25 protein-coding genes and 2 pseudogenes are annotated in these 26,738 nt (G+C 68.4%); 19 read left to right on the top strand and 8 right to left on the bottom strand.

The genetic code is table 11. From position 1 onward, the window contains the following. Positions 1-54: 54 nt before the first annotated feature. The 5 genes from QM772_RS10825 (at position 55) to QM772_RS10805 (ending at position 6,063) form a co-directional block, all read left to right on the top strand. Positions 55-903: a uracil-DNA glycosylase gene (locus QM772_RS10825; protein WP_415139560.1), complete on the top strand. Its 849-nt coding sequence runs from the start codon at positions 55-57 to the stop codon at positions 901-903. Positions 904-1,068: 165 nt separating this feature from the next. Further along, the gene (locus QM772_RS10820; protein WP_415136297.1) at positions 1,069-2,286 is read left to right on the top strand and encodes an ABC transporter substrate-binding protein; all 1,218 of its coding nucleotides are present in this window, start codon (positions 1,069-1,071) and stop codon (positions 2,284-2,286) included. A 151-nt stretch (positions 2,287-2,437) separates the two neighbouring features. Continuing rightward, entirely contained in the window at positions 2,438-4,327 is a 1,890-nt protein-coding gene (locus QM772_RS10815) for an ABC transporter permease (RefSeq protein WP_415136295.1), read from the top strand. Further along, positions 4,324-5,100 (top strand): ABC transporter ATP-binding protein, encoded by a 777-nt coding sequence (locus tag QM772_RS10810; protein WP_415136293.1) that lies wholly within the window; start codon positions 4,324-4,326, stop codon positions 5,098-5,100. Before QM772_RS10815 ends, QM772_RS10810 begins: the two co-directional genes overlap by 4 nt. A 234-nt stretch (positions 5,101-5,334) precedes the next feature. After that, positions 5,335-6,063 (top strand): ABC transporter ATP-binding protein, encoded by a 729-nt coding sequence (locus tag QM772_RS10805; protein WP_415136291.1) that lies wholly within the window; start codon positions 5,335-5,337, stop codon positions 6,061-6,063. A 119-nt stretch (positions 6,064-6,182) separates the two neighbouring features. Here QM772_RS10805 and QM772_RS10800 read toward each other — a convergent pair whose 3' ends face one another. Both QM772_RS10800 and QM772_RS10795 read right to left on the bottom strand, forming a co-directional pair. After that, positions 6,183-6,629 carry a hypothetical protein gene (locus tag QM772_RS10800; protein WP_415136289.1) on the bottom strand — a complete coding sequence of 149 codons (447 nt, stop codon included), beginning with the start codon at positions 6,627-6,629 and terminating at the stop codon, positions 6,183-6,185. Further along, positions 6,616-7,200 carry a nucleotidyltransferase domain-containing protein gene (locus QM772_RS10795; protein WP_415136287.1) on the bottom strand — a complete coding sequence of 195 codons (585 nt, stop codon included), beginning with the start codon at positions 7,198-7,200 and terminating at the stop codon, positions 6,616-6,618. The genes QM772_RS10800 and QM772_RS10795 overlap by 14 nt, the downstream gene beginning before the upstream one ends. Before the next feature lie 178 nt (positions 7,201-7,378). On the opposite strand from QM772_RS10795, the pseudogene QM772_RS10790 reads away from it, so the two are divergent. Next, a pseudogene (locus QM772_RS10790) lies at positions 7,379-7,552 on the top strand (ABC transporter ATP-binding protein); the annotation flags it as partial. Positions 7,553-7,843: 291 nt separating this feature from the next. Here the strand turns inward: QM772_RS10790 and QM772_RS10785 are convergent. Then, positions 7,844-8,767, bottom strand: coding sequence for a LysR substrate-binding domain-containing protein (locus QM772_RS10785; protein ID WP_415136285.1), 924 nt, complete (start codon positions 8,765-8,767; stop codon positions 7,844-7,846). 208 nt (positions 8,768-8,975) lie between these two features. On the opposite strand from QM772_RS10785, the gene QM772_RS10780 reads away from it, so the two are divergent. The 5 genes and pseudogenes from QM772_RS10780 to QM772_RS10760 all read left to right on the top strand — a co-directional run bounded on the left by QM772_RS10780 (position 8,976) and on the right by QM772_RS10760 (position 13,237). Then, entirely contained in the window at positions 8,976-9,755 is a 780-nt protein-coding gene (locus QM772_RS10780; RefSeq protein ID WP_415136283.1) for an enoyl-CoA hydratase-related protein, read from the top strand. After that, a pseudogene (locus QM772_RS10775) lies at positions 9,677-10,141 on the top strand (CoA transferase); the annotation flags it as partial. The gene QM772_RS10780 and the pseudogene QM772_RS10775, both read left to right, overlap by 79 nt. Positions 10,142-10,229: 88 nt before the next feature. After that, a complete protein-coding gene (locus QM772_RS10770) occupies positions 10,230-10,991 on the top strand; it encodes a CaiB/BaiF CoA transferase family protein (RefSeq protein ID WP_415136281.1) in 762 nt (253 codons plus the stop codon). A 40-nt stretch (positions 10,992-11,031) separates the two neighbouring features. Next, a complete protein-coding gene (locus QM772_RS10765; protein ID WP_415136279.1) occupies positions 11,032-12,006 on the top strand; it encodes a tripartite tricarboxylate transporter substrate binding protein in 975 nt (324 codons plus the stop codon). Between the two features lie 139 nt (positions 12,007-12,145). Beyond that, positions 12,146-13,237: an SMP-30/gluconolactonase/LRE family protein gene (locus tag QM772_RS10760; protein WP_415136277.1), complete on the top strand. Its 1,092-nt coding sequence runs from the start codon at positions 12,146-12,148 to the stop codon at positions 13,235-13,237. Between the two features lie 301 nt (positions 13,238-13,538). Here QM772_RS10760 and gyrB read toward each other — a convergent pair whose 3' ends face one another. From gyrB to dnaA, 3 genes are all read right to left on the bottom strand, one after another. Continuing rightward, positions 13,539-16,133: a DNA topoisomerase (ATP-hydrolyzing) subunit B gene (gene gyrB, locus QM772_RS10755; RefSeq protein ID WP_415136275.1), complete on the bottom strand. Its 2,595-nt coding sequence runs from the start codon at positions 16,131-16,133 to the stop codon at positions 13,539-13,541. An 85-nt stretch (positions 16,134-16,218) separates the two neighbouring features. Continuing rightward, complete coding sequence (gene dnaN, locus QM772_RS10750) at positions 16,219-17,349, bottom strand: DNA polymerase III subunit beta (protein ID WP_415136273.1); 1,131 nt, start codon at positions 17,347-17,349, stop codon at positions 16,219-16,221. A gap of 90 nt (positions 17,350-17,439) precedes the next feature. Continuing rightward, positions 17,440-18,858: a chromosomal replication initiator protein DnaA gene (gene dnaA / locus QM772_RS10745; protein ID WP_415136271.1), complete on the bottom strand. Its 1,419-nt coding sequence runs from the start codon at positions 18,856-18,858 to the stop codon at positions 17,440-17,442. A 255-nt stretch (positions 18,859-19,113) separates the two neighbouring features. Here dnaA and rpmH point away from each other — a divergent pair, with 255 nt between their 5' ends. From rpmH to QM772_RS10710, 7 genes are all read left to right on the top strand, one after another. Further along, on the top strand, positions 19,114-19,248 hold the full coding sequence (gene rpmH / locus QM772_RS10740) for a 50S ribosomal protein L34 (protein ID WP_124223019.1): 135 nt from the start codon (positions 19,114-19,116) through the stop codon (positions 19,246-19,248). Positions 19,249-19,291: 43 nt separating this feature from the next. Further along, positions 19,292-19,675 carry a ribonuclease P protein component gene (locus QM772_RS10735; protein WP_415136268.1) on the top strand — a complete coding sequence of 128 codons (384 nt, stop codon included), beginning with the start codon at positions 19,292-19,294 and terminating at the stop codon, positions 19,673-19,675. After that, positions 19,672-19,959, top strand: a complete 288-nt coding sequence (gene yidD, locus QM772_RS10730; protein ID WP_415136266.1) for a membrane protein insertion efficiency factor YidD — start codon at positions 19,672-19,674, stop codon at positions 19,957-19,959. Before QM772_RS10735 ends, yidD begins: the two co-directional genes overlap by 4 nt. After that, a complete protein-coding gene (gene yidC / locus QM772_RS10725; protein ID WP_415136264.1) occupies positions 19,956-21,638 on the top strand; it encodes a membrane protein insertase YidC in 1,683 nt (560 codons plus the stop codon). The genes yidD and yidC overlap by 4 nt, the downstream gene beginning before the upstream one ends. Positions 21,639-21,885: 247 nt before the next feature. Next, positions 21,886-22,419: a hypothetical protein gene (locus QM772_RS10720; RefSeq protein ID WP_415136262.1), complete on the top strand. Its 534-nt coding sequence runs from the start codon at positions 21,886-21,888 to the stop codon at positions 22,417-22,419. Between the two features lie 118 nt (positions 22,420-22,537). Then, positions 22,538-23,740, top strand: a complete 1,203-nt coding sequence (locus tag QM772_RS10715) for a CaiB/BaiF CoA transferase family protein (RefSeq protein WP_415136260.1) — start codon at positions 22,538-22,540, stop codon at positions 23,738-23,740. Beyond that, on the top strand, positions 23,737-24,441 hold the full coding sequence (locus QM772_RS10710; protein WP_415136258.1) for a crotonase/enoyl-CoA hydratase family protein: 705 nt from the start codon (positions 23,737-23,739) through the stop codon (positions 24,439-24,441). Before QM772_RS10715 ends, QM772_RS10710 begins: the two co-directional genes overlap by 4 nt. A 129-nt stretch (positions 24,442-24,570) precedes the next feature. Here the strand turns inward: QM772_RS10710 and QM772_RS10705 are convergent, their stop codons facing one another. Then, a complete protein-coding gene (locus QM772_RS10705) occupies positions 24,571-24,933 on the bottom strand; it encodes a hypothetical protein (protein WP_415136256.1) in 363 nt (120 codons plus the stop codon). Positions 24,934-24,973: 40 nt separating this feature from the next. Between QM772_RS10705 and mnmE the strand changes: the two genes are divergently transcribed. After that, entirely contained in the window at positions 24,974-26,386 is a 1,413-nt protein-coding gene (gene mnmE / locus QM772_RS10700; protein WP_415136254.1) for a tRNA uridine-5-carboxymethylaminomethyl(34) synthesis GTPase MnmE, read from the top strand. Positions 26,387-26,465: 79 nt separating this feature from the next. Here mnmE and QM772_RS10695 read toward each other — a convergent pair whose 3' ends face one another. Continuing rightward, a complete protein-coding gene (locus QM772_RS10695) occupies positions 26,466-26,723 on the bottom strand; it encodes a phosphoribosyltransferase family protein (RefSeq protein ID WP_415136252.1) in 258 nt (85 codons plus the stop codon). Positions 26,724-26,738 lie beyond the last annotated feature (15 nt).

Below are 26,738 nucleotides of genomic sequence, written 5' to 3'. Positions count from 1 at the left end.
GCATGCGAAGCAGCGGAGCGTGGGGGCCACATCCTCGACGAGCGCCAGCGCGCCATGCTGGCCGAGATGGGCATCAGGCTGTGGGCGCCGCGCGCCCCGGATGCTCCTGAAACAATAGCTGCCGGCGCCCGCCAGGCAAGCGCTGGAGCCCAAAAACATGCCCAGGCGCCGGCCGCGCGCACGGCGCCGCCGCCCGCCGTGCCGGCGCCCGTGCCAACACCCGCACCCGCCGCCACCGCGCTCGGCCCGCGTCCCCAGGGCGTCGAGATCATGGACTGGCCCGCGCTCGAAGCCGCCGTCGCCGGCTGCCGCGCCTGCGCGCTGTGCGCCGGCCGCACGCGCACGGTGTTCGGCGTCGGCAGCCGCCGCGCCGACTGGATGGTGGTGGGCGAGGCCCCGGGCGAGAACGAGGACCGCCAGGGCCAGCCCTTCGTCGGCCAGGCCGGCAAGCTGCTGGACAACATGCTGGCCGCCATCGGGCTCTCGCGCCGCGTCGATGCGCCTGAAACGGAAGCTGCCGGCGCAGTTCCGCCAAGCGCCGGCGGCCCGAAAGACGCCGAAAAGCAGGGCGTCTACATCGTCAACGTGCTCAAGTGCCGCCCGCCCGGCAACCGCAACCCGCAGCCCGAGGAAGTGGCGCAGTGCGAGCCCTACCTGCGCCGGCAGGTGGCGCTCGTCAAGCCGCGCATCATCCTGGCGATGGGGCGCTTCGCCGTGCAGTCGCTGCTGCACACCACCGAGCCCATCGGCCGCCTGCGCGGGCGCGTGCACCGGTACGAGGGCGTGCCCGTCATCGTCACCTACCACCCCGCCTACCTGCTGCGCGCCCTGCCCGAGAAGGCCAAGGCCTGGCAGGACCTGTGCCTGGCGCTGAAGGTGGCGCGCGAACAGGCCGCCGCCTGAACGCCGGTTTTTGCCGCCGGGCCGCTCCCAAGGCAAAAACGGCCCCCTCGGGGGGCAGCGCAGCATGCGAAGCAGCGGAGCGTGGGGGCGATTTTTGTCCGCGCGCCGCCGCGTTTTCGCGTTATGGTTGGCCCCCCAACCCACCACCCGAGGAGTGACCCCGCCATGACCACCCGCCGCCTGCTCTGCCTGGCCCCGCTCGCCGCGGCCGCCCTGTGGTCCGCCGGGTGCGACCAGGCCAAGGGCCCCTCCGCGGAGAACTACAAGATCGGCGAGCTGAACAGCTACAAGGCGCAGCCGGCCTTCCTGGAGCCCTACAAGAAGGGCATGGAACTGGCCGTCGAGCAGATCAACGCGGCCGGCGGCGTGGACGGCCGCAAGCTCACCCTCGTCACCCGCGACGACAACGGCAACCCCGGCGACGCCGTGCGCGTGGCCGAGGAGCTGGTCTCGCAGGAGAAGGTGGACGTGCTGACCGGCACGTTCCTGTCGAACACCGGCATGGCGGTGGCCGACTTCGCCCAGCAGAAGCAGCGCTTCTTCCTGGCCGGCGAGCCGCTGACCGACAAGCTCACCTGGCAGGGCGGCAACGCCTACACCTTCCGCCTGCGGCCCGGCACCTACATGCAGGTGGCCATGCTGGTGCCCGAGGCGGTGAAGCTGAACAAGAAGCGCTGGGCCATCGTCTACCCCAACTACGAGTACGGGCAGTCGGCCGTGGCGGCCTTCAAGACGCTGCTGAAGGCGGCGCAGCCCGACGTCGAGTTCGTCGCCGAGCAGGCGCCGCCGCTGGGCAAGCTGGACGCCGGCAGCGTGGTGCAGGCGCTGGGCGACGCGAAGCCCGACGCCATCTTCAACGTGCTGTTCGCGGCCGACCTGTCGCGCTTCGTGCGCGAGGGCAACACGCGCGGCCTGTTCAAGGACCGCGCCGTGGTCAGCCTGCTGACCGGCGAGCCCGAGTACCTGGACCCGCTGCAAGGCGAGGCACCGGTGGGCTGGGTCGTCACCGGCTACCCCTGGTACGGCATCGACACGCCCGAGCACAAGGCGTTTCTGGACGCCTACCAGAAGAAGTGGGGCGACTACCCGCGCGTGGGCTCGGTGGTGGGGTACGCGATGATCCAGTCGGCGGCCGCCGGCTTGAAGAAGGCGGGCAGTGCGGACAGCGCCAAGATGGTGGCGGCGTTCAAGGGCTTGGAGGTGGATACGCCGTTCGGGCGCATCACCTATCGGGCGGAGGACCACCAGTCCACGATGGGTGCGTTCGTGGGGCGCACGGCGCTGGAGCAGGGCAAGGGGGTGATGGTGGGCTATCAGTACATGGACGGGGCGAAGTTCCAGCCGTCGGCTGAAGAGGTGAAGAAGTCGCGTTCGGCGCCGTGAGTTTTGCTGGGGTGTTGGTTGCGCTGCTGGCCGGTCGCCCACCGGGCGCACATCCCGGCCGACAGCGCATCCAGCACCAACAAAAGAATTACAAGCCAAATCAGCCCCCAGTGCCCGCCAGACAAGCGCCACCAGCTATCAAAGCAATAGCATGAACTGGTCCGGCCTCCTCGTCCAGCTGCTCGGCGGCCTGGCCAGCGCCTCCTCGCTGTTCATGGTCGCCGCCGGCCTGTCGCTGATCTTCGGCGTCACGCGCATCGTCAACTTCGCGCACGGCTCCTTCTTCATGCTGGGCGCCTACCTCGCCTGGTCGCTCACACGCTGGCTCGGCGCCGGCCTGGGCTTCTGGCCCGCGCTGCTGCTGGCCGCGCTGGCCGTCGGCGTGCTGGGCGCGCTGGTCGAGGTGCTGCTGCTGCGCCGCATCTACAAGGCGCCCGAGCTGTTCCAGCTGCTCGCCACCTTCGCCCTGGTGCTGGTCATCAAGGACGCGGCGCTGTGGCTCTGGGGGCCCGAAGAGCTGCTCGGCCCGCGCGCCCCCGGCCTCGCCGGCTCGGTCACCGTGCTGGGCCGCCAGTTCCCCAGCTACGACCTGCTGCTGATCGTCGCCGGCCCGCTGGTGCTGGGCGGGGTGTGGCTGCTGCTCACGCGCACGCGCTTCGGCACCCTGGTGCGCGCCGCCACGCAAGACCGCGAGATGGTCAGCGCCCTCGGCGTCAACCAGGCCTGGCTGTTCACCGCCGTGTTCGCGCTGGGCGCCGCGCTGGCCGGCCTGGGCGGCGCGCTGCAACTGCCGCGCGAGCCGGCGCACCTGGAGATGGACCTGAACACCATCGGCGCCGCCTTCGTGGTGGTGGTGGTGGGCGGCATGGGCTCGCTGCCCGGTGCCTATCTGGCGGCGCTGCTGATCTCGCTGGTCAAGGCGCTGTGCGTGTGGCTGGGCGTGGTGACGCTGGCGGGGCACGACATCAACTTCTCCAAGGCCACGCTGGTGGTGGACTTCGCCGTGATGGCCGCCGTGCTGATCTGGCGCCCCTGGGGCCTGCTGGGCCGGCCGCAGGCGCCCAGCCGCGCCACCGGCGAAGCGGAAGCGCCGCTGCGCCGCGCCGGCCCCGCCTACCGCGCCGCGCTGGCGGTGCTGGCGCTGGCCCTGGTGGCCGTGCCCTGGCTGGCGCGCTCCGACTACACCACCGTGCTCGCCACCGACCTGGCCGTGGCCGCGCTGTTCGCCGCCAGCCTGCACTTCATCATGGGGCCGGGCGGCATGCATTCGTTCGGGCACGCGGCCTACTTCGGCCTGGGCGCCTACGGCGCCGCGCTGGCGCTGAAGAACCTGGGCCTGCCGATGGAGGCCACGCTGCTCGCCGGCCCGCTGCTGGCGGCGCTGGCGGCGCTGGTGTTCGGCTGGTTCGCGGTGCGGCTGTCGGGCGTGTACCTGGCGATGCTGACGCTGGCCTTCGCGCAGATCGCCTGGGCCGTCACCTACCAGTGGGACGAGCTGACCGGCGGCAGCAACGGCCTCACCGGCGTGTGGCCGGCCGAGTGGCTGACGAGTGGTATGGATGGGGGCGCGCGCTACTACTGGCTGACGCTGGCGCTGGTCGCCGTCGGCCTGTGGGCGCTGCGCCGCCTGCTGTTCGCGCCCTTCGGCTACGCGCTGCGCGCGGGGCGCGACGCGCCGCTGCGGGCCGAGGCCATCGGCATCGACGTGGACCGCGTGCAGTGGGTCGCCTTCGTCATCGCCGGGCTGTTCGCCGGCGCGGCGGGCGCGCTGTACGCGTATTCCAAGGGCAGCATCTCGCCCGAGTCGATGGCGGTGGGCAAGTCGATCGACGGCCTGGTGATGGTGCTGCTGGGCGGCGTGCACGCGCTGGCCGGGCCGGTGGTGGGCGCCGTCAGCTTCACCTGGCTCAGCGACGCCGTGGCGCGCCACACCGACTACTGGCGCGCGCTGCTGGGCGCCGTCATGCTGGTGCTGGTGCTGCTGTTCCCCGACGGCATCGCCGGCGGCGTGCAGAAGCTGGCGCGGAGGTTCGCGCGATGAGCGACCAACCGCTGCTGACGGTGCAGGGCCTGGGCAAGTCCTTCGGCGGCGTGAAGGCCGTGGACGGCATCGACTTCACGCTGGCGCCCGGCGAGCTGCTGGCGCTGATCGGCCCCAACGGCGCTGGCAAGAGCACCACCTTCAACATCATCAACGGCCAGCTCGCGGCCGACCGCGGCTCGGTCCGCCTGGCCGGGCGCGAGCTGCTGGGCCTGAAGCCGCGCCAGATCTGGCGCCTGGGCGTGGGCCGCACCTTCCAGATCGCCGAGACCTTCGCCTCGCTGACGGTGGCCGAGAACGTGCAGATGGCGCTGCTGTCGCACGACGGCCACGTGTTCAACCCCTGGCGCCGCGCCGCCGACCACCGGCGCGCCGACGCGTTGGCCCTGCTCGACCAGGTCGGCATGGCCGCGCAGGCCGACCGGCCGTGCAGCGCCCTGGCCTACGGCGACGTCAAGCGCGTGGAGCTGGCCATCGCCCTGGCCGCCGGCCCGCGCCTGCTGCTGATGGACGAGCCCACCGCCGGCATGGCCCCCGCCGAGCGCCACGCGCTGATGGCGCTGACCCGCCGCCTGGTGCGGGAGCGCGGCATGGCCGTGCTGTTCACCGAGCACAGCATGGACGTGGTCTTCGCCCACGCCGACCGCGTCATCGTGCTGGCGCGCGGCCGCCTGATCGCCGCCGGCTCGCCGCAAGAGATCCGCGCGCACCCCGAGGTGCAGGCCGTGTACCTGGGCACCGGCAAGACCTTTGAACCTGGAAACGGCAGCTGACCGCTTGCCAACCTCATCAAGGCCACATGCATATGGAGTTTCGGTGCTTCGATCACGTTCACCTGTGGGGTGACAGCGCTACGCACTCGCCAGTGCCGCGCTCGCCGCGCCATGCGGCGTTGCTCGTCCTTGCAGGCGCGAGCCTGCCGCGTCCTCGCGCCTTGCCTGGCACGGCGAGCGCGGCACTGGCGAGCGCGTTCAACTGCCGTTTCCAGGTTCGGCGGAAGGCCGAACATGGCTGAAGTGCTGCTGCAAGCCGAGCGCCTGTGCGCCTGGTACGGCGCCGCGCAGATCCTGTTCGACGTCGATCTGGAGGTGCGGCGCGGCGAGGTGGTGGCGCTGATGGGGCGCAACGGCGCCGGCAAGTCCACCACGCTGAAAGGCCTGATGGGCCTGGTGCCGCGCCGCAAGGGCGGCGTGCGCTTCATGGGGCGCGACCTCTCGCGCGCCGAGCCGCACGAATGCGCGCGCCTGGGCCTGGGCTTCGTGCCCGAGAACCGCCGCATCTTCACCGATCTGACGGTGCGCGAGAACCTGGCCGTCGGCCGCCAGCCGCCGCGCCGCTGGCCCGACGGCAGCGCCGCCCCCGCGTGGACCGAGGCGCAGTTGTTCGCGCTGTTCCCCAACCTGGCCGAGATGCCCGAGCGCCCCGGCGGCCAGATGAGCGGCGGCGAGCAGCAGATGCTCACCGTCGCCCGCACGCTGATGGGCAACCCCACCCTCGTGCTGCTGGACGAACCCAGCGAAGGCGTGGCCCCCGTCATCGTCGAGCAGATGGCCCAGGCCATCCTGGCGCTGAAGGCGCAGGGCGTGAGCGTGCTGCTGTCGGAGCAGAACATGCACTTCGCCGAACTGGTGAGCGACCGCGCCTGCGTGCTGGAGAAGGGGCAGATCCGCTTTGCGGGGACGATGGCGGAACTGGCGAGGGATGAGGGGGCGCGGCGGGCGTATCTCGGGGTTTGATGCCGCTGGTTGATATGGTTTTTATAGCTGCTGACGCTTGCTGGACGGGCGCTGTAGCCCTGTTTAATTCATAAAAACCTGCCTGCGGCGGCCAGCAGTGCATCGACCTCGCCGCCGCGCTATTTCTTTCCCAGCACCGGCGCCAGCAACGCCAGCAGCTGCGGCACCAGGCGGTTCATGCACGCCTGGGCGAGCGCCACATCGCCCTCGCCTGGCGGCACGCCGTTGTACTGGCTGTTGCGCACGTCGCGCACGGCGTCCATCTGGTCGAACACGCCCTGCGTCGTTCCGGCATGGGCGCAGGCGGCTTCCAACGCCTGCGCATGATGCCCGTCCGCGGCGGTGCAGCGCCAGCCCTGGGCGGCCAGCACGGCGAGCGCCAGGTTGAACACGGCGTCGTAGGCCGCGCCCAGGCGGGTGCTGGTGGAGTTGTCGGGGTTCAGCGAATCCTTGGCCTTGGCCTGCGAGATCGCCACCCAGCCCTGTATGGATTCGCGGTTCACGGGGGCGCGGCGGAAAACCTTGCTGCCCTCGGCGAGAAAGTCCTCGGGTTTACGCAGCGGCATGCAGGTCTCCCTTCAGGGGGATGAGCGCGCCGCTCAGGATTTCGCGCGTGAATGGATTGCCGCTTGCCACGGCTTCCCGCCAGCGGCCGGGCTCGTAGGTGAGCACGTTGACCGGGCGCTTGAGCTTGCGGCCGGCGGGCTTGAAAAGCGCCTGGGCTTCCACTTTGGGCATGCCGGTGAGCAATAGCAGGTCGATGTCGCTGTCCGTGCCGTCGGTGCCCTGCGCGGTGGAGCCGAAGATGGCCGCCGCCTCGACCCGATCACCCAGCTCGGCGACCCGCGCGCCGAGCACCTGGGCCAGCTCGCTGCCTTGCTGGAAGAACAGCCTGAGGTGCGCCAGCGCCGGGTCGCGCGACGCGCTGTAGCGGGGGCGTTTGAGGACTTCCTTGCGCTCCAGCAGCCCGGCGTCCGCCCAGCGCCGCAGCCAGCGCGAAGCGTTGCCGGGGTCGATGCGCGCCGCGCCCGCCAGATCCCGCGCGCCGAAGTCGCGCGCGGGGTGGGCGAACAGGCATTGCAGCGCCTTGTAGCGCTCCGCGCCGCCGAACAGCTCGGAAAGCATCTGGGTGTTCATGGCTGCCTTGGGTTGTTTTGTTGTGCATTGTACATCCATTGATGTTGAATGCACATCACAAAAGGAACTCCTTTCAACCCGGAGGCCGCGTTGCCCCGACCCTAGGTACTCGTGATGCCCCAGGGCCATCGGCAACCGCTGGCTCCTCGCGTGGGCCGTCTAATCGTCCCGGATCGCCCTGGCGCTGAAGGCGCAGGGCGTGAGCGTGCTGCTGTCGGAGCAGAACATGCACTTCGCCGAACTGGTGAGCGACCGCGCCTGCGTGCTGGAGAAGGGGCAGATCCGCTTTGCGGGGACGATGGCGGAGCTGGCGGGGGATGAGGGGGCGCGGCGGGCGTATCTGGGGGTTTGATGCCGCCGGTTGATATGGTTTTTATAGCTGCTGACGATTGCTGGACGGGCGCTGAAGCTCTATTTCATTCATGAAACCTGCCTGCGGCGGCCAGAAGTCCGCTGACCTCGCCTGGCGGCACCCGGTTGCACTGGCTGTCGCGCACGGCGTCCATCTGGTCGAACACGCTCTGCGTCGCTCCGGCATGCGCGCCAGCTCGCAAAAGCCCGGGCGCGTACCTGCGCGCCGGTCATTCGATTCCACTTCAACTCCAAGCGCGTCTCGGCCATTGCGGGGCGGACGCGCTTGGACTCAGGCTGCCAAGGTGGCTTCCCAGGGCCCCTCGTTCACTGCATCCGCGATAACTTCCAAAATCAGTTCCTTGACGCGCTCCGCGGCTTCGGTCGTCGGAAGCTCGACGGCCGTAGCCAGGCAGACGGTCCGGTCCAGCCCCGGATCGGTCAGCACAGCCGCATCCAAGAGACCTGCCTGCCATTTCGCGCTCACTACACAGGCGGGCACGATGCTGAAGGCATAGCCGCTGTGCATCGCCTCGATGGCGATCGACTGGGCGTTGATCTCGGCCAGAATCGTTGGCTGCACGCCTTGGGCATCCCAGATTTTCTGAAGCGCCTCGCGCGTGGCATTGGGGCGGCTCGGTAGCAGCAGCGGATAGTCCACCAGATCTTTTGCCTGGCACTCGAGCCGACCTGCCAGGGAGCCTTTGGCGCCCGTGAGATACAGGCGCTCACGCACGAGCGGTTTGAACGCCAGGCCAACGTGCCGGTCCGTCGCAAGCATCAGGGCCATATCCAGTTTCCCCAGGCTCAGGGATCGAGAGAGCGTGAAGGTAGGTTCTTCAGTCAATTCCAGGCGTACGCCTGGCAGCCGCTCATTGACGCGCCGCAGCAGCGCCAGCCCCAACGTGACCGAAAGAGTCCAGGGCAGGCCTACCGCGACGCTGCCGCGAACCTGACCCTTGGCGGCATTGGCCAGCGAGTAGGTCGCCTCGATCTGCTTCAGGATGATTTTTGCGCTCCGATAGACGGCAAGGCCGGCTTCGGTTGGCGTCATGCCGCGCACGCTGCGCGACAGCAGCTGGACACCCAGGCTGCTTTCCATTTGCGCGATCTGCTTGGACAGGGCCGGCTGCGCCACGTACAGAACCTCCGCAGCCCGCGAGAGGCTGCCGGCTTCCACGATGCGAGTGAAGTATTTGAGCTGACGGAGGTCCATGGGGCGATCCTAGTGCGGCGGGTCATTCTCGGCGGGAATACCGCGTGTCCTAGATCGTATTGGCCGCCGCCGTGCGAACGCCCTACATTGAGTCCAGAGCATCCTTGCACGGCCATCGAGCGGCGGGCCAATCCAGCGTTTCGTGAACGAGAAGCGGTGATCAGGGTGTGAGTTGCATGTGACGACATCATCCCAAGGAGACAGAGAAATGACTGGACGCATCAAGGTTGACCGCGCCGGATACGTGGCGACGGTGACCCTGGACAACCCGACCAAGCGCAATGCGGTGAACCTGGCGATGTGCGAACAATTGAGTGAGGAGATGGCGGCTCTCGCTCAGGATCCCACACTCCGGTGCATCGTGTTTCGCGGAGAGGGCGAAGAAGCCTTCGGCAGCGGTCTCGACATCTCCGAGTTCGAGCGGATCCGGTCGGACAAGGCGACGGCAACCAATTCCATGCGTCGCGTGCACCCGGCTCTTCGGGCCTTGCTGGATTGTCCGGTGCCCACGCTGGCGGCCATCCGCGGCGTGTGCGTCGGTGGCGGTCTGGAACTGGCGGCTTGCTGCGACTTGCGCATTGCCACCGACAACTCCCGCTTCGGTATTCCGATCGGCAAGCTCGGTGGCGCATTGGCCTATCCGGAACTCGAAGGGGTGGTTCTTTCCTTCGGGCCTGTGGTCGCGCTCGAGATCTTGCTCGAAGGGCGCATTTTCGGCGCAGCCGAGGCGGCCGCGAAGGGCATGCTGACGCGCGTGGTGCCCGTTGCGGACTTCGAGGAGGAGGTTCGCAAGGCCGTGGACCGCATCACATCCATGGCGCCCTTGTCCGCGCAGTGGCACAAGAAGTTCGTGAACCGCCTGCGCAACCCGGCGCCGCTGAGCGCCGCTGAGCACGCTGAAGCCTACGAATGTTTCGAGACCTACGACTTCCACGAAGGGTCCCGTGCGTTCCTGGCCAAGCGCGCGCCGAGATTCGAGGGGCGCTAACAGCCATGAAGACTGTGGATCCGACAAGAAAAGGGCCGCTGGCGGGTGTTCGGGTGATCGAACTCGCGCACATCATGGCAGGGCCTGTAGCCGGGCTGCTATTGGCCGACATGGGGGCGGACGTCGTCAAGGTCGAGAAGCTTCCAGGCGGGGACGACACCCGCCGCACGACGCCGCCGGCACTGGGCGGGCAGTCGGCCTCCTTCATGATCCTGAACCGCAACAAGCGCGCCATCGCGCTGAATCTGAAGACGGCGCAGGGGCGTGATGTCGCGCGCAGGCTGCTCGACCAGGCGGACATCGTGATCGAGAACTTCCGCCCCGGAACAATGGAAAAAATGGGCCTGGGCTATGCGGCGCTGAGTGAGTCAAACCCCCGCCTGGTCTATTGCAAGATCACCGGTTTCGGCACGAACGGCCCCTATGCGCAGCGGGCGGGGCTGGATTCTGATCTCCCAGGGCCTCTCGGGCCTCATGGGTCTGACCGGCGAGGGCGAAGGCCGGCCGCCGGTGAAGGTGGGGGTGCCGGTCGGCGACGTCACGGCGGGCATCCTCGCTGCGACGGGCGCGCTCGCCGCGTACATCGAACGGCTGAGAACGGGCCTGGGCCAGTACGTGGATACGTCGCTGCTGGAAGCCTCGCTGATCCATACCTACTGGCCGGCGGCTATGGCTTTCGCCACCGGCGAATGCGCCGGGCCGATGGGGTCGGCACATCCCGTGGCGGCTCCCTACCAGGCGTTTCCGACGGCCGACGGCTGGATCAACGTGGGGGCGATGTCCGAGCCGACCTGGCGCGGTACCGCCCAGGCCCTGGACATGCCATGGATCGCGGACGACGAGCGCTTTTCCACCAACGCGGCGCGCATGCGGAACCGCAAGGAGCTGGTCGAGCTCATGACGGCAGTCCTGAGGATGCGGAGCACAGACCACTGGGTGGCCGCCTTCGAGCGGACAGGCGTGCCAGCGGGGCCTGTGAAGACCATCAAACAGGCGCTGGAAGACCCGCAGACCCAGGCGCGGGACATGGTGATCCACGTGGACCATCCCGTTGCCGGCGAAATGCAGGCGCTGGGCCTGCCCATCAAGTTCTCGCATGGCAACGGCATGACGCGGCGCGGCGCGCCTCTCTACGGTGAGCATACGCGCGAAGTCCTGCAGGCCGCCGGCTTTGGAAACGACGAGATAGAGACCCTGGCGCAGGCCAATGTCGTGCATCTGCACGCGGCTGCGTAGCCCGCATGAGATCAATCACAAAACCAAAGGAGACAAACGAATGAAAAGCACCATGAATCGTCGCGCCGCCCTGGGCGCGCTTGGCAGTGCGGCATTTGCCGGCAGCGGCCCGCTGTGGGCGCAGAACTGGCCCCAGAGGCCCGTGCGCATCGTCGTTCCCATTGCGCCGGGTGGGGCGGCCGACGCCAATGCCCGGATGGTGGCTGAGCGCTTGTCCAGGGCACTGGGCCAACAGGTTTTCGTGGAGAACAAGCCCGGTGGCGCAGGCAATGTGGGCATTCAGGCCGCAAAGAGCGCGCATGATGGCCACACATTCCTGTTCACGGGCAATAACTATCCAGTGAACGTCACGCTGCTGCCGCAGTCCGCTTATCAATTGGACGATTTCGTTCCGGTGATTGAGTTGGCGCGCGGTCCTTCCGTGCTGGTGGCATCGCCGAACGCAGCTTTCGGGTCGCTGCGCGAACTGATCGACCAGGCGAGGGCATCGCCGGGCAGGATCGCCTACGGCAGTCCGGGAATTGGGGTGCCGAGCCACATCGCATGCGAGTTGTTCCAGTACGTGGCAAAGATCAAGCTGCTCGCCATTCAGTACCGCGGATCAGGCCCCGCATTGCTCGATGCCGTGGCGGGTCAGATCCCGCTGGCTGCTTGCACGCTGGCGGCAGCCATGCCGCACATCAAGGCGGGCAAGCTCAAGGCGCTGGCCGTCACGTCATCGGCACGCTGGGAAAGCGCCCCGGATATTCCGACCGTCACGGAGATCATCCAGGTCGATTGCACCCATCTGACCTGGCATGGCATCCTTGCGCCACGTGGCACCCCGGCGGACGTGGTGGCACTCATGAACGCCGAGATCAACAAAGTGCTGGAGGCTCCGGCCTTGCGCGAGGCCCTGGCCAGCCAAGGGATGAACGCCAGCGGCGGCACGCCCCAAGTCATGGGTCAGATGATCCTGGACGAATACACCAGCTCCAAAGAACTGATCAAAGCCGCCGGCATCAAGGCAGAGTGATTTTGCTTGAGGCGGGCATCGTCCGCGGCCGAGTCCAGTGCACCAACGCCCGCCGCCCGTGATCGTTCGAGCGGCGGCTTTCTGCTGATTGAATACATCCCGACGCGGATCATCCGCGTGGATTTCAAAGGAGACATCTATGCCATATGTTGATCGGCGCGCATTCCTGGTTGGCGCTGCCACCGTCGGGCTTTCTACCTCGCTGGCGTTTTCTGCGAGCGACAGGCTGGAGACTATGGCTGTCAGCCACAATGCGCTGTGGAACGGTATTGCCATCACCCCAGAGGGGCGGCGCTTCGTCGCGCTGCCCAATTGGCTGGGCCCCTCTGCCGGGGTTGGAGAGATCGACCGCCAAGGCGCACTTCATCCATGGCCGGGAAATGAATGGAATAACTGGCGGGCGGGCGGCGACGCATTCAAATCTCTCGTCAACGTCAACGCGGTCCGGTTGAACTCCAAAGGCGATGAGTTGTGGGTGGTGGATGCTGGTTTACCGGCGGCGAGCCCCCGACTGGAGAGAGGGGCAAAGCTCGTGGTCTTCGACGTTTCCAGTGGCACTGTCAAGCGCGTGCATTCGCTGGATCGTGTGCTTGCAGATCCCGGCGCATCGCCAAACGATATTCGATTCCACGGGCAGCATGCATTCATATCGGAAAGTGGCATGGGCTCTGTCGTGCTGATGGATCTGGGCTCCGGCTTGCTTCGCCGTGTGCTTGTTCAGCATCCCCTGTTGGTGATGGACGCGGAGAAGCGCCCCGTCATGGTGGACGGCGAACCTCTCATGTGGCCAAACGGCAAGCCGTTCGGTACCAGCGCGAACCAACTGGAAGTTTCTCCCGATGGGCGCTGGCTCTACATCCAACCGCTGAACGGCGGCCTCGCGCGCATCGACGTCGCACTACTGACTTCTGCGGCTGCTACTCCAGAGCAGCTCAGCCATGGACTTGGATTCTGGGTGGATACCCCACCCCTGAGCGGCTCGGCGATCGACTCCGATGGCGTGCTCTATCTGAATGCGATCAACGACTGCTCCATTCGCAGACTCGCACCCAACGGCACCATGGAGACGATCATCCAGGACGATCGTCTCCGCTGGGCAGACGCGCCTTGGCTGAGCCCCGATGGGTACTTGTGGTTGCCCATCGCTCAACTCGGCTGGGCGCCGATGCTCCGCAAGGGGGTCTCGCATTTGCAATGGCCAACGCCCTTGTTCCGTCTAAAGGTTCGCTGAAGGGATGGAAGAAAGGCCGCTGTTCGATGTGCTGCAAGAGCGCTGGCCATAGCGGAGCAGACGGCTGCGCAACTGGGCCAAAGCCGTTTGCAAGGGCCGGGGAGGAAGATGATGTGGGAAGGAGCCTGGTGCGTCCGTGATGAGATCAGGGCAACGGTGCGTTCGACCTGAACCGGCTTCCGGGCGGGCTACCCTGCGGCAAGAGCGCAATCTTCCAAGACATGGCGGCGCCGGCTTGACAGCACCACATGTGGCAGCTTTGAGGTGAGGAGTCTCCAATATTCAGTGACGCCCAACGCACTCACGCGTCGATGTTCATCGCCCTCAGCGCATTCGTCTCGATGAAGACTCTGCGCGGCTCCACCTCGTCGCCCATCAGCGTGGTGAACACGCGGTCCGCCTCGATGGCGTCGTCGATCTGCACGCGCAGCAGGCGGCGCACCTCGGGGTCCATCGTGGTTTCCCACAGCTGCTCGGGGTTCATCTCGCCCAGGCCCTTGTAGCGCTGGCGGCTGCTGGTGCGCTCGGCCTCGGCCAGCAGCCATTGCATGGCCTGGCGGAAGTCGCCGGCGCGCTCCTCGCGCTGGCGCTCGCCTTCGCCGCGCGTGACGCGGGCGCCTTCGCCCAGCAGGCCCTTGAAGGTCTGCGCGGCTTCGGCCAGCGCGGCGTAGTCGGCGCCGTGCACGAAGTCCTGCGTGATGACGCTGCTCTTGATGTTGCCGTGGTGCCGGCGGCTGATGCGCAGGATGGGCTTGTCGCTGCGCACGTCGAACTCGCTGGCCACCTCGGGCGCGCTGCCGTTGGCCTGCATGGCCGTCAGGCGCTGTTGCAGCGCGGCGGCGCTGGCCTCGGCGGCCTCGGTGCTGTCCAGGTTCAGCGCCACGCCGCCGGCGATGGCGCGCAGCGCCTCGGCGTCCATGAACTGCGACAGGCGCTCGATCACGCCCTCGGCCAGCTGGTACTTGCGCGCCAGCTCGGCCAGGGTGTCGCCGCTGATCTGCTGCGGCGCCGAACCGTCGGCATGCGCGCCGGTGTGCACCACGGCGTCCTTCAGCGCCACGCGCATCAGAAAGCCGTCCAGCGCGGCGCCGTCCTTCAGGTACAGCTCTTCCTTGCCGGCCTTGACCTTGTACAGCGGCGGCTGCGCGATGTAGATGTGGCCGCGCTCGACCAGCTCGGGCATCTGGCGGTAGAAGAAGGTCAGCAGCAGGGTGCGGATGTGCGCGCCGTCCACGTCGGCGTCGGTCATGATGATGACGCGGTGGTAGCGCAGCTTGTCGATGTTGAAGTCGTCGGCCGCGCTCTTGCCGGAGTCGGCGGCGGTCTTGCCGATGCCGGTGCCCAGCGCGGTGATGAGGGTGACGATCTCGTTGCTGGTCAGCAGCTTTTCGTAGCGCGCGCGCTCCACGTTCAGGATCTTGCCGCGCAGCGGCAGGATGGCCTGGAACTTGCGGTCGCGCCCCTGCTTGGCGCTGCCGCCGGCGGAGTCGCCCTCGACGATGTAGATCTCGCTCATCGCCGGGTCTTTCTCCTGGCAGTCGGCCAGCTTGCCGGGCAGGCCGAAGCCGTCGAGCACGCCCTTGCGGCGCGTCATCTCGCGCGCCTTGCGGGCGGCCTCGCGGGCGCGGGCGGCCTCGACGATCTTGCCGCACAGGATCTTGGCGTCGCCCGGGCGCTCTTGCAGGTAGTCGGTGAGCGCCTTGGCGACGATGTCTTCCACCGGCGCGCGCACTTCGCTGCTGACCAGCTTGTCCTTGGTCTGGCTGCTGAACTTGGGCTCGGGCACCTTCACGCTCAGCACGCAGGTCAGGCCCTCGCGCATGTCGTCGCCGGACACGTCCACCTTGGCCTTCTTGGCCAGCTCGTTGTCGGCGATGTACTTGCCGATCACGCGCGTCATGGCCGCGCGCAGGCCCGTCAGGTGGGTGCCGCCGTCGCGCTGCGGGATGTTGTTGGTAAAGCAGAGCACCTGCTCGTTGTAGCCGTCGTTCCACTGCATGGCCACCTCGACACCGATCTCGGTGCCAGGGATGCCGCCGTAGGTGTCGGCCGGCCGCGCGCCGGTGGCGTGGAAGGCGTTGGGGTGCAGCACGCGCTTGCCGCCGTTGATGAAGTCCACGAAGCCCTTGACGCCGCCGGCGCCGGAGAAGTCGTCTTCCTTGCCGCTGCGCTCATCCACCAGGCGGATGCGCACGCCGTTGTTCAAAAAGCTGAGTTCGCGCAGGCGCTTGCTGAGGATCTCGTAGTGGAACTCATGGTTCTCCTTGAAGATCTCGGTGTCGGGCAGAAAGCGCACCTCGGTGCCGCGCTTCTCGGTGTCGCCGGTGATCTTCATGGGCGAGATTTCCACGCCGTTCACGGTCTCGACGATGCGGTCCTGCACGAAGCCGCGGCTGAACTCCAGCTCGTGCTTCTTGCCGTCGCGCCGCACCACCAGCCGCAGCGAGCTGGACAGCGCGTTCACGCAGCTCACGCCCACGCCGTGCAGGCCGCCGGAGACCTTGTAGCTGTTCTGGTTGAACTTGCCGCCGGCGTGCAGCTCGGTCAGGGCGATTTCGGCGGCCGAGCGCTTGGGCTCGTGCTTGTCGTCCATCTTCACGCCGGTGGGGATGCCGCGGCCGTTGTCCACCACGCTGACCGAGTTGTCGCTGTGGATGGTGACGACGATGTCGTCGCAGTAGCCGGCCAGCGCCTCGTCGATGGAGTTGTCCACCACCTCGAACACCAGGTGGTGCAGGCCGGTGCCGTCGCTGGTGTCGCCGATGTACATGCCGGGGCGCTTGCGCACCGCCTCCAGGCCTTCCAGGATCTGGATGGCGCCTTCGCCGTAGCCGCCTTCGCCGCCTTGCGGGGCCTGAGGCTGCGGGTTGTCGGGGGTCTGGCTGGGTTCGGTCATGACTTCTTTTTCGCTCATTTGAAGGCCAAAACCCGCCTTGGCGGGCGGGTTGTCGGCGTTGGTTGCTCTCAGATCAAGAGCAAGCTCAGATCCGCATCGGCATCACCACGTACTTGAAGTGGGCGTTGTCGGGCACGGTGATCAGGGCCGAGCTGTTGGCGTCCTGCAGCTCGACCGTTACCATCTCCTGCTGGTTCATGTTGGCCAGCGCGTCGATCAGGTAGGTGACGTTGAAGCCGATCTCGATCGCGTCGCCGCCGTAGTCGATGTCGAGCTCGTCCACCGCCTCTTCCTGCTCGGCGTTGCTGGAGGCCACGCGCAGCGCGCCGGGCTCGAAGTTCAGGCGCACGCCCTTGAACTTCTCGCTGGTCAGGATGGCGGTGCGCTGCAGGCTGGCCAGCAGCGGCGCGCGGCCCAGGGTGACGCTGTTCTTGTGGTTCTTGGGGATGACGCGGTTGTAGTCGGGGAACTTGCCCTCGACCAGCTTGGTGACGAACTCCATGCCCCCGAAGCTGAACTTGGCCTGGTTGGCGGCGAACTGCATCTCGATCATGGGCGCTTCCTGCCCCTCGGGCGCCGTGGTGTCGGACAGCAGGCGCTGCAGCTCGATCACGGTCTTGCGCGGCAGGATCACCTCCTGCTTGGGCACCTCGACGTCCAGCGTGGCGCTGGTGAAGGCCAGGCGGTGGCCGTCGGTGGCCACCAGGCTGAGCTGCCTGCCCTCGGCCACGAACAAGATGCCGTTCAGGTAATAGCGGATGTCGTGCACCGCCATGGCGAAGGCCACCTGGTCCAGCAGGTTCTTCAGCGTCTTCTGGGGCACCTGGAAGGCGGGGCCGAAGCTGGGCGCCTCCTGCACCAGCGGGAAGTCTTCCGCCGGCAGGGTTTGCAGCGTGAACTTGCTCTTGCCGCCCTTGAGGATCAGCTTGGACTGCTGCGACTCCAGGCTCACCGTCTGGTCGGCCGGCATGGTGCGCAGGATGTCGATCAGCTTGCGCGCCCCCACCGTGGTGCTGAAGTGGCCGCTGTCGCCGCCCAGCTCGGCGACGGTGCGGATCTGGATTTCGAGGTCGCTGGTGGTGAGCTGTAGCGCACCGCCGTTCTTGCGGATCAGCACGTTGGCCAGCACCGGCAGCGTGTGGCGCCGCTCGACGATGCCGGCGACCGACTGCAGCGCCGACAGCAACTGGTGTTGGGTGGTCTTCAGAACGATCATGTCTTCCCTCTAGTTTTCCGCCACGTCGCGCGCGCGATGGGCAACCCTGCATTGTCGCCGCAAATGGTTCGGGCGCCGGAGCCGCACCGATCAACCCTTCAGGGTCTGTTCCAGCACGTGCAATTGCTGGTTCAGCTCGGTCAGCTGCTGGCGCTCGGCGGCGATCTTGCGTACGGCGTGCAGCACGGTGGTGTGGTCGCGCCCGCCGAACAGCTCGCCGATCTCGGGCAGGCTCTTCTGCGTCAGCTCCTTGGCCAGGTACATGGCGATCTGGCGCGGCCGGGCGATGCTGGCCGGGCGCTTCTTGCTGTACATGTCCGAGACCTTGATCTTGTAGTAGTCGGCCACGGTCTTCTGGATGTTCTCGACGCTGATCTGGCGGTTCTGGATGGAGAGCAGGTCGCGCAGCGCCTCGCGCGCCAGCGGGATGGAGATCTCCTTCTGGTTGAAGCGCGAGTACGCGAGGATCTTGCGCAGCGCGCCCTCCAGCTCGCGCACGTTGCTGCGCACGTTCTTGGCGACGAAGAAGGCCACTTCCTCCGGCATCTCGGCGCCTTCGGCGGCGGCCTTGCTGATCAGGATGGCCACGCGCATCTCCAGCTCGGGCGGCTCCAGCGCCACCGTCAGGCCCGAGTCGAAGCGCGACACCAGGCGCTCGTGGATGTCCGCCAGGCCCTTGGGGTAGGTGTCGCTGGTCATCACGATGTGCGACTTCTTGGCCAGCAGGGCCTCGAAGGCGTTGAAGAACTCCTCCTGCGTGCGCTCCTTGTTGGCGAAGAACTGCACGTCGTCGATCAGCAGCAGGTCGAGCGAGTGGTAGCGCTCCTTGAACTCGTCGAACGTCTTGCGCTGGTAGGCCTTGACCACATCCGAGACGAACTGCTCGGCGTGGATGTAGAGAACCTTGGCGCCCGGCCGGTCTTCCAGCAGCTTGTTGCCCACGGCGTGCATCAGGTGCGTCTTGCCCAGGCCGACGCCGCCGTAGATGAACAGCGGGTTGTAGAGCTGCCCCGGCGCCCCGGCCACGTGCAGCGCCGCCGCGCGCGCCATGCGGTTGGCCGAGCCTTCGACCAGGGTGCCGAAGCTCAGGCCCGTGTTCAGCCGGCTGCGCGGCGCGCCGGCGTCACGGCCGTCGTCGGCGGCCGGCGCGGGCTCGGCCGGGGCGGGCTCCGCCGAGGTGCTCGGCGCGCGAACGGAATCTGAAAACCCTTGTTTTACGGTTGATTTTTTGGGAGCGAGCACTAACTCAATTTGCACCGGGTGGCCTTGCAGCTGCTCCAGGATGCCGGCGATGCGCTGGGTGTACTGCGCGCGCATCCAGTCCATCGTGAAGCGGTTGGCGACGAACAGGGTCAGCCGGGAGGCGTCGGGCGCGAGCTGCGCCGCCAGCGGCTTGATCCAGGTGTTGAACTGCTGCTCGGGCAGCTCCTGGGCCAGCCGGTCGAGGCAGGCCGGCCACAGCGCGGCGCTGGCGCCGGCCGCCGGCGGGGCGGCGAGTTGCTCATGCATACGGGAAGGCGGGAATTGTGGACAAGATCGGGCGAGAGGCTGTGGCGATTCTACGGGGCGGCCGGCTTATCCACAACCCGGGATCGCGGGGCGGCCCCCGGTGCGATGCCCGCCGCTTTGAGGCGGCGGCGTTCTCTGCGATAATGCGGGGTTTTCCTTCTCGCGGCCGGGCATCGGCTGGCTGCGGGCTCCGGCAAGCAAGCCACGACCGCGCCCGCGCGCCCGGTCCGCCTTCCCTCCAGGACGCTTCTCATCATGAAACGCACTTACCAGCCTTCCAAGACGCGCCGCGCCCGCACGCACGGCTTTCTGGTCCGCATGAAGACCCGCGGCGGTCGCGCGGTCATCAAGGCGCGCCGCGCCAAGGGCCGCAAGCGCCTGGCCGTCTGATCGGCCCGCCCGCGCTGCCCGCCACGCGCGTGACCCAGCCCGCATGCACGCCCGGCACCTGCGCACGCGGGCCCAGTTCCAGGCCCTGCTCGGCACGCCGGCGGTCGCGCGCACGGCCCATTTCGCCCTGCATCGGCTGCCGTCGGCCGCTGGCGGTGGCCCGGCGCTGTTCGCCCCGGCCGACGCGGCCTGGCTGGGCGCCATGGCGCCCAAGCGCTGGGCGCGGCGGGCCGTGACGCGCAACGCCATCCGCAGACAGATCTACGCCGTGGGCGATGCCCTGATTCCTCCGCTCGGCGCGGGCGCCCACCTGGTGCGCCTGCGGTCGGCGTTCGCGCCGGCGCAGTTCCCCAGCGCGCGCTCCGACGCGCTGCGGCGCGCCGTGCGGGCCGAACTGCAGCAGTTGTTCGAGCGGGGCAGCGCATGATCCGCGGCCTGCTGATCGGCCTGCTCAAGGGCTACCGCCTGCTGCTCTCGCCCTGGCTGGGCTCGGCCTGCCGCTTCGAGCCGACCTGCTCGCGCTACGGCATCGAGGCGCTGGAGCGCCACGGCGCGGCGGCCGGCAGCTACCTGACGCTGCGCCGGCTGGCGCGCTGCCACCCATGGTGCGCGGGCGGCTGCGATCCGGTGCCGGCCGGCAAGCCCCGTTTATTCACCCCCCTGGCGGGCGCCGCGCGCACCGCGCCGGACCAGCCTCACCGCCCGTCATGAACGACATTCGCCGCGCCATCCTCCTGGTGGTCTTCGCTTTCTCGCTGGTCATGCTGTGGGACCAGTGGCAGGTGCACAACGGCCGCAAGGCCACTTTCTTCCCCAGCGCCTCGGCGCCGGCGAAAACGGCCAGCGCGCCGGCCGCCGCGGTGCCCGCCGCCACGCCTGGTTCCGCCGTGGCGACGGCGGCGCCGCCCACCGGCGGGCCGGCTGCCGCCGCGCCCGACACCGCTGCCGTCGCGCGCGAGCGCATCGAGGTGCGCACCGACGTGCTCAAGCTGGTGTTCGACACCGAGGGCGGCTCGATCGTCAAGAGCGAGTTCCTCAAGTACCCCGAACAGGATCATCCCGAGCAGCCCTTCGTGCTGCTGGACACCAGTGCCGCGCGCGTCTATCAGGCGCAGTCGGGCCTGATCGGCGGGCCGTTCCCCAACCACAAGACGCCGATGAGGTTCGTCGGCGAGCGCGCGCTGGCCGACGGCGCGGGCGAGCTGGTGCTGCGCTTCGAGTCGCCCGAGCTGGGCGGCGTGCGGCTGAACAAGATCTACACGCTCAAGCGCGGCTCGTACCTGGTCGACGTGAGGCACGAGGTGGTCAACGCCGGCGGCCAGCCGGTCAGTCCGCAGCTCTACGTGCAGCTGGTGCGCGACGGCAACAAGCCGCCGGGCGAGTCGTCGTTCTATTCCACCTTCACCGGGCCGGCCTTCTACACCGACACCAAGAAGTTCCAGAAGGTCGAGTTCACCGACATCGAGAAGGGCAAGGCCGAGTTCGCCGCCTCCTCGCCCGACGGCTGGGTGGCGATGGTGCAGCACTACTTCGCCAGCGCCTGGCTGCTGGCGCCGGGCCAGGGCCACGAGAACTTCGCGCGCAAGGTGGACGCCAACCTGTACGCCGCCGGCATGATCGCCCCGGCCGGCACGGTGGCGCCCGGCGCCACGCACAGCGCCGACGCGCGCCTGTTCGTCGGCCCGCAGGAGGAGAAGGTGCTGGAGAGCATCGCCCCCGGGCTGGAGCTGGTCAAGGACTACGGCTTCTTCACCATCCTGTCCAAGCCGCTGTACTGGCTGCTCGACAAGCTGCACGGCGTGCTGGGCAACTGGGGCTGGGCGATCGTGGCGCTGGTGTTCCTGCTGAAGATCCTGTTCTACCCGCTCAACGCCAAGGCCTACGCCAGCATGGCCAAGATGAAGGCCATCAACCCGCGCGTGATGGAGCTGCGCGAGCGCCACAAGGACAACCCGCAGCAGATGCAGATGGAGATGATGCGCGTCTACCGCGAGGAGAAGGTCAACCCCATGGGCGGCTGCCTGCCCATCATGGTGCAGATCCCGGTGTTCATCGCGCTGTACTGGGTGCTGCTGTCCAGCGTGGAGATGCGCGGCGCGCCCTGGATCCTGTGGATCCACGACCTGGCGGCGAAAGACCCGTACTTCATCCTGCCGGTGGTGATGACGCTGACCACGCTGCTGCAGACCGCGCTCAACCCCGCGCCGCCCGACCCGATGCAGGCCAAGCTGATGTGGATCATGCCGCTGGCCTTCAGCGTGATGTTCTTCTTCTTCCCGTCCGGCCTGGTGCTGTACTGGATCACGAACAACATCCTGACCATCGCGCAGCAGTGGCTCATCAACACGCGCATGGGCGTGCCGCCGCAGTTCAACCTGCCGAAATTCTGACCCCCTGAGGCGCTGGCGCGCCTTCCCCCCAGGGGGACGCACCCGGAGACCGGGGGAGCCCCGGCCGCGGGTGCACTGGGGTGGCCTGCTCCGCGGCCTTCCGATACTCCCCGAGAGTATGATGCTCTGGCGCCCGTCTTATAAGCGCTGGAGGATATTACTCCCTGAGGGTATATCGGGCGCGGCATATGCGCCGGCCCGATGTAGCATGCATCCCTTCACGACCTCCGTTGCAAAGGGATCTCTCATGGCACGACCTTCCTTCGTCCGCGGCGCGCTGGCACTGGCCGTTCTGGCGGCGGCCGGGCTGTCGCAGGCGGCGACGCTGCGCATCGTCGGCGCCAACGACATCCTCACCTTCGACCCCCACGCGCAGAACCACCAGACCACGCGGGCCTACCAGCGGATGGTGGACGAGGGCCTGGTGCGCTACAACGAGAAGCTTGAGGTCAGCGCCTACCTGCCGGGCTGGGGCGTGGCCACGTTCGACGCGCTGTACTCGCTCATCGGCACCGTCGATCCCCAGGGCGGCGCGGCCGGCAACTTCAACAGCGGCCGCATGAGCGACCCGAAGGGGGACGGCCTGATCCAGCAGATCAAGACCGAGATGGACGCCAGGAAGCGCGACGCCATGATCCACGAAGCGTTGCAGACCGCGAAGGACAACTACAACTACCTGCCCCTGCACGACCAGATCCGCCCCTGGGCCATGCGCAAGGGCGTGACCACCGTGCACCGCGCCGACGACCGCCCGGCGGCCATCTGGGCCACTATCAAATAAAGAGCTGCCGGCGCAAGCTAGGCGCCGGCTGGAGACCTGTTTCATCTGAAACCCGGTTCCGGCGCCGGGTTTCCTTCAAGCCAAGCCGACACAACCAGTACAACCAGCGAGACAAACCATGACCAGACTTTTTGAGGGCCTGCGGGTCATCGACTGCAGCAGTTTCATCGCCGCGCCCGGCGCGGCCGCCGTGCTGTCCGACTTCGGCGCCGACGTCATCAAGATCGAGCCGCCCGGCGCCGGCGACGCCGGCCGCAACCTCTCGCGCCTGCCCGGCAACCCCAAGACCGACCAGACCTACGGCTGGCTGCTGGACAACCGCAACAAGCGCGGCATGGTCCTCGACCTGGCCCTGCCCGAGGGCCAGGCCGTGCTGCACCGCCTGGCCGGCACGGCCGACGTGTTCATCACCAACTACCCGCTGGCCGTGCGCAAGAAGCTCAACCTGGGCTACGAAACGCTGTCCAAGCTGAACGAGCGCCTGGTCTACGGCTCCTTCACGGGCTACGGCGAGCGCGGCGCCGAGGCGTCCAAGCCCGGCTTCGACATGACCGCCTACTGGGCGCGCTCCGGCCTGATGGACGGCTGCCGCCCCGACGCCAGCCTGCCGCCGGCGCGCGCGCTTGTCGGCATGGGCGACCACCCGTCGGCGATCTCGCTGTTCGGCGCCGTCATGCTCGGGCTGTACCAGCGCGAGCGCACCGGGCGCGGCTCGCAGGTGGGCTCCTCGCTCATCGCCAACGGCTTCTGGGCCAACGGCTTCAACGTGCAGGCCGCGCTGTGCGACGCCACCTTCTACCCCCGGCCGCCGCGCGAGAAGCTGTTCAACGCCCTCACCGCCTACTACAAGTGCCGCGACGACAAGTGGCTGATCCTGACCATCCTCAACGAAGAGCGCCAATGGCCCGTGCTGGCCAAGTGCCTGGGCCGCGAGGCGCTGGTGAGCGACCCGCGCTTCCTCAAGCAGGCCGACCGCTTCAAGCACGCGGGCGAGCTGATCGCCACGCTGGACGCCGCCTTCGCCGAGCGCGACCGCAGCGAATGGCGCCAGATCCTCACCGACGCGGGCCTGGTGTTCGAGATCGTCGCCAGCCCGCAGGACTGCGCCGTGGACCAGCAGGCCATCGACGCCGGCGTGCTGGTGCCGTTCGAGAACGACACGCTGATGACCATCACCAGCCCGCTGCACGTGGATGGCCAGCCGAAGGTCGCGCCGCGCAAGGCGCCCGCCATCGGCCAGCACACCGAAGAGGTCCTGCGCGAGGCCGGCTACGGCGCCGACGAGATCGCCCAACTGCGCGCCGGCAAGGTGCTCGGATGAACGGCGTCGTCGGCTACCAGCTCGACGAGGGCGTCGCCACCCTCACCCTGAACAACGGCAAGGCCAATGCCGTGTCCCATGCCGTGCTGGAGGGGCTCAACGCCGGCCTCGACCGCGCCATCGCGGACCAGGCCGTCGTCATCCTCACCGGGCAGCCCGGCATGCTGTCGGGCGGCTACGACCTCTCGGTCATGAAGGCCGGCGCCGCGGCCATCGACGCGCTGGTCACGGGCGGCTCCTCGCTCTCCCTGCGCATGCTCGCCCACCCTTACCCGGTCATCGTCGCCTGCCCCGGCCACGCCGTCGCCAAGGGGGCGTTCCTGCTGCTGTCGGCCGACTACCGCATCGGCGTCGAAGGCCCCTACAAGATCGGCCTCAACGAAGTCGCCATCGGCATGACCATGCACGACGCCGGCATCGCGCTGGCCCGCCACCGCCTGCACCGCCCGGCTTTCGAGCGCTCGGTGGTCTGCGGCGAGATGTTCGACCCGGCCGGCGCGCTGGCCGCCGGCTTCCTCGATGCCCTGGCCGCGCCCGACGACCTGATGGCCGCCGCGCGCGCCGCCGCTGAGCGGCTGAGGAAGCTCAACATGGCCGCGCACCGCAACACCAAGCTCAAGGCGCGCAAAGCCCTGCTGGACGAGCTGGCCGCCGGCATCCAGAACGACAGCCGCAACCGGCGTGCCGCGGCAGCGGCCTGAACCCGAGCGGGCAGGGCGGTGGCCCGGGCCTGCGGCTGCCGCGCGGGTTGCTATCCTATAGATAGCTATCAGCGCAATATCCGTGCGCGCTGCGGGCTATTTTGGCCTAAGAACGGCGGCGCGGCACCCTCAGGCGCCGCGCCGGTCCACCCGCACCACGCCGCCCTGCATCACCAGCGCGATGCGCTCGCCCTGGCCCAGCAGTTCGGCACCGATCAGCGAGGCGCTTTGCAGCACCTCCAGCGTGGTGTCGGGCATGTCCGCCAGCAGGCCCAGGTTGGTCTGCGAGAAGGTGACGTGCACGTGGCAGTCGATCAGCCCCGGCATCAGCGTGCGGCCGCGGCCGTCGATGACGCGGGCGGCCGTGGTGGCGATCGGCCGGTCCGACACTTCGCGGACCGTGTTGCCTTCCACCCGCACGTGGTGGTCCTCCAGCCGCCGGCCGGCGCGCACGTCGAGCACGTGGACGTTGCTGAACAGGGTCAGGCTCATGGCGCGCGTGGGGCAGCACGGGGTCGCGGACAATCATGCCATGACGCTCTCGCCGCGCGACCCCATCGTCGCCATCGCCACCGCGCCCGGGCGCGGCGCCGTCGGCATCGTGCGCGTGTCCGGCCCCGACCTGCGGGCGCTGGCGCGCGCGCTCACCGGGCGCGACCTGGCGCCGCGCATGGCCACCTATGGCCCGCTGCGCGATGCCGACGGCAGCGCCATCGACCACGGCCTGGCGCTGCACTTCCCGGCGCCGCATTCCTACACCGGCGAGGACGTGCTGGAGCTGCAGGCGCACGGCGGCCCCGTGGTGCTGCAACTGCTGCTGGCGCGCTGCCTGCAAGCGGCCGCCGAAGCCGACCCCGCCACCGGCGCGCCGCGCCTGCCCCGCCTGCGGCTGGCGCGGCCGGGCGAATTCACCGAGCGCGCTTTCCTCAACGACAAGCTCGACCTGGCGCAGGCCGAGGCGGTGATGGACCTGATCGACGCCTCTACCTCCGCCGCCGCGCGTTCGGCCAGCCGCTCGCTCGCGGGCGCCTTCTCGCAGGAGGTGCACGCGCTGGTCGACGGCCTGATCCACCTGCGCATGCTGATCGAGGCCACGCTCGACTTTCCTGAGGAAGAAATCGACGTCCTGCGCAAGCAGGACGTGCGCGGGCAGCTATCGAAGTTGCAGCAGCACCTGCGCGGCGTGCAGGCGCGCGCGCGCCAGGGCGCGCTGCTGCGCGAAGGCATCAAGGTGGTCATCGCCGGCCAGCCCAACGCCGGCAAGAGCAGCCTGCTGAACGCGCTGGCCGGGGCCGAGCTGGCCATCGTCACCCCCGTCGCCGGCACCACGCGCGACGTGGTGCAGCAGACCATCCAGATCCATGGCGTGCCCTTGCACGTGCTCGACACCGCCGGCCTGCGCGAGAGCGGCGACGAGGTGGAGCGCATCGGCATCGCGCGCGCCTGGGCGCACATCGAATCGGCCGACGCCGTGCTGCTGCTGCATGATTTGACGCGCCGGCACGAGCCCGCCCACGCCGCCGAGGACGCCCGCATCGCCACCGAATTGGCCGCCCGCCTGCCGCGCGGCGTGCCCGTGCTGCACGTGTGGAACAAGCACGATGCTGCGCCCGGCCCGCTGCCCGGCGACGACGGCATCGCCCTGTCCGCCAGGACCGGCGAGGGCCTGGACACGCTGCGCCAGCGTCTGCTGGACCTGGCCGGCTGGCAGGCCGGCGCGGGCGAAGGTCAGTTCATCGCCCGCGAGCGCCACCTGCAAGCGCTGGCCCGCGCGGCCGAGCACCTGGACGCGGCGACGGCGCAGCTGGAAGGCGATCAGCCCATGCTCGACCTGCTGGCCGAGGAACTGCGCCTGGCGCAGAACGCCCTGAACGAGATCACCGGCGCCTTCAGCGCGGACGATCTGCTGGGGGTGATCTTCGCGCGGTTCTGTATAGGGAAGTAGGTCGTTTTCTAAGCCAAATCGGCCTCTGGCGCCCGACCATCAAGCGCTGGCAGCTATAAAAACAGTAGTCATCGGCGCCTCAGTGCCTGCCGAAGTCCATCAGCGTGAACAGCTTCAACCCCGCCTCGCGCAGCCGCGCCGAGCCGCCCAGTCCGGGCAGATCGACGATGGCGGCGCCTTCGGTCACGCTGGCGCTCAGCTTCTCCAGCAGCTTCTTGCCGGCCAGCATGGTGCCGCCGGTGGCGATCAGGTCGTCGACCAGCAGCACGCGCTGGCCCGCATGCACGGCGCGGATGTGCTGGCGCAGGTAGTCGGCGACGGCAAAAGGTGTGCTCATCGGGGGTTTCCTTTG

The organism is Ottowia sp. (assembly GCF_047601385.1).
In the GTDB taxonomy this organism is placed as follows: Bacteria; Pseudomonadota; Gammaproteobacteria; order Burkholderiales; family Burkholderiaceae_C; genus Ottowia.
The sequence above is the reverse complement of the archived record's forward strand: the minus strand, read 5'-3'. Positions and strand labels throughout refer to the sequence as shown.